The 2,938-nt window shown below is 33.6% G+C and carries 2 protein-coding genes; both read right to left on the reverse strand.

The features are described from left to right. Positions 1 to 20: 20 nt before the first annotated feature. On the reverse strand, positions 21 to 2,522 hold the full coding sequence (locus tag BKE30_RS15480; RefSeq protein ID WP_076879451.1) for a hypothetical protein: 2,502 nt from the start codon (positions 2,520 to 2,522) through the stop codon (positions 21 to 23). Between the two features lies 1 nt (position 2,523). Further along, on the reverse strand, positions 2,524 to 2,938 hold a 415-nt coding region (locus BKE30_RS15485), incomplete at its 5' end, for a hypothetical protein (RefSeq protein WP_227518426.1).

Genomic DNA, 2,938 nt, shown 5'->3' on the forward strand with positions numbered 1-2,938 from the left:
GTAATAATATAATATTCATTTCACTCATCCTTGTTGTAATTATTAGATAGACCTTGTAAGTGTAAATGATTATTATGTCTTACTTTACTATAGTGCGTTGTTTTAGGTAAGAGATAGTTTACTTTTAAAGTATATCTATTAGCTAATACAAGTGGATATTTTTCACTTAACATATTTTTGTTTTTACCCCACCCAAAAGATATTAATATATTTACAAATTTTAAGGTGGTCTCATGATCATACTGCTCCATATCAAAATTGACTCCCGTTAAGTGATTTCTATCTTTCCGAATATAGCCTATATCTCCTATCTCCCCATTAATATGAGATGAACTTTTCCCTGGACCACCATTTTTATCGCTGAATCCGCTAAACCTTGTTTTCTCTCCAAATTTAGATACTGCTCCAATATAAGCTGCAAATGCGCTTGTCGAAAGCCAATATCTACTTTGCTCCGTTGAGTCGTTGGCTATTGAAATTTTCAAATCCCCTATATTCTTTTCCCATTTTTTTAATGGTTTTTTTTCAACATCGTTAAAAATATCACGAATATTCACTAAATAGCTTTTACCTGAACCTTTCACACCTTTAGATTGCCATCTATCTGCAATATAAATTTTACTTTTACCAATATATATCGGTTTATTATCTTCCATATAATAGTAAGCAGCATAACCTGTAGCCGCCTTATTTATTCTGTCTATAGTTCCATTAGAATAAATATAATAATTAGTTGTATCACTTGTAGGAGGTGCCTGCTCTCCTATTATAGTTAAAGGTTTTCCAGTATTTTGAGTATGAGTATCTTGCTGATTGCTTGCTGCCTTTTCTTGATCTGCTTTCGCTTTTTTTGCAGCATCTTGTGCTTTTTTGGCCTCTGCAGCAGCTTTGTCCGCAGCCACTTTATCTTGTGCTTGTCGCTGCTGCGCATTTAGTTGGTTTGCTTTCTTTTGCTTTTCTGCAGCTACTTCAAATAATTTGGATGCTTTAACTGTGCTTTCATTCACTGTAAATTCTCGCCGAGCATTGCCTTTAATTACTCGAACATGAGTTAGCGCGCGCTCATGAATACCAAAACCATAAACAAAGCCTACCAGCATTTTCACTTTTATTATACCTTGTGAGTTAGTTCGCTTAGCAATTTCACGGTTTCGATAAAACACACTAAACAAAGTATTAGGAGCTGGCTTACCATCTTTTCTGACCAATATTTCAAAATTCTGCACTGGTAATTTAATTTTTATTGTCTGGTTACTCATGGCTGAAGTCACTTGAAAATGATGTATTGCTTGATACCTACCTTCACCAGCCACACTTACTTCAATGTCTTGGCCTTCCTCTGCCACGATGCCTTGCTTAATGCCTTGTTGATCTGTGCGATGCTCTTTTATATTACCCTTGTAGGTTACGTAAAATCTAAGGCTGGTGATCACACGGCCTGAATCGCCTTCAATAAGTGAGATATTAAATTGAACATCTTGCTTTACTTCACTGGGTGTTTTTTCATTCATAGTGCCCGAAGCCTGCTCGTTTCTTATTTCTTGCGGAGTTTTATCTGGCTGTGGTGCAGGTTGAGGTATGCTATTTTCTGCCAAGGCAGCAGAATATTTAGTAATTGAAAAGTCACTTAACACTGCTTTTTGTTTTTCATTTGCCTTCTGAACTATAGTATTAGATTCTTTACCATCCGCTAAAATTCTTATTTCACTATTAGGATGTCTAACAATAACAGGAAGCTTTCCATTTTCATCACTTCTGGCCTTAATCCGTGCTTCTCCCGTTGCATATTTACCATTGTAAGTTGAAATAATGGTTACCTCTTTACTGACTAAAGGATTATTATTTTTATCCATTAGCTCAATATAAATTTTTCTATTACAGCAATTTTCTAAATCAAAACCACCAAAATCTTTAATATATTGTTTAATATGAGTTCCATTACCATCCGTTTGCTTTTTCCCCATATATTTTTTTTTAGGAATCCCTAAGAATGCACCTAACCCTACTAAACCAACAAGGTGAGCACCAGCTATAGCACCTGATTCTGTTATTTCTACTCCATCTATAGTTTTACCGTAATATTCATTAATGCAATTACTTCTAAGCTGCTTACATAAATAAGCTATCCACTCTTTTATGATTTCGTATTGTGCTTGTGAATTATTTAAGAAGTCAGATTTAGAGTGTATATTTCTTTTACCAGTCCACTTCCCTGACCAATTATTTCTATCGAATTGACTGTCCCATTTTTGTTGTAGAGCAGGATCATTACTCTTATCTTTATATGATATACCGTAATCACCGGCATAATAACCTAAGTCATATAAAGCTTCTTCACCAAGCTGGAATAGGCCAAGAAATCCTTGCTTATTTGAGGCTTTCGCAGCTTCTATATTAGTAGGATTTTTCAGGCTCAAAGATAAATTAGAAGATGACTCTTTAAAACTTACTGCATTGATAAAGCCTGCTAGATTTAGCTCGAATACTTTAGTATCTTTCTCAAATTTTATATTTTTTTTCATTTTATCTCTCTTTGTACCAATCATTTATTTTATATTTATTTATACTTTCAATAGAAGTGTTATGTTTTAAATAGCTGTTTAGAACCGATATTATGTATTTATCCAAACCAATCTTTCCACAATTTACTTTAGCGTCTACTGTTTCATCAACTGAAAAAGTTTCATTCATTAGTTTACTTTTATCTATTTCCCTTAAATAAGAAAAATTATCTTTATTACTGTAGATCATCCATACGTCTCTCCGATCTAATTTATGATAAGTTCTGTAGATTAAATAGATACTTTCCTCATGCTTTACTTTTTCACACTCACCAGTAGCCATCCAGTTTGGATTTTTAGCATTCAATCCCATTGATTTAAAAACTTTCTTTTTATTTAACCTGAATCGCGGATAAGGAATTGACTTGAAAAAAGAG

This window comes from Alkanindiges hydrocarboniclasticus, from assembly GCF_001982605.1.
GTDB lineage: Bacteria > Pseudomonadota > Gammaproteobacteria > Pseudomonadales > Moraxellaceae > Alkanindiges > Alkanindiges hydrocarboniclasticus.

Bases quoted from the DNA above. Each gene is read 5' to 3' on its own strand.
- BKE30_RS15480 (WP_076879451.1), bottom strand. From the start codon at position 2,522: ATGAAAAAAAATATAAAATTTGAGAAAGATACTAAAGTATTCGAGCTA.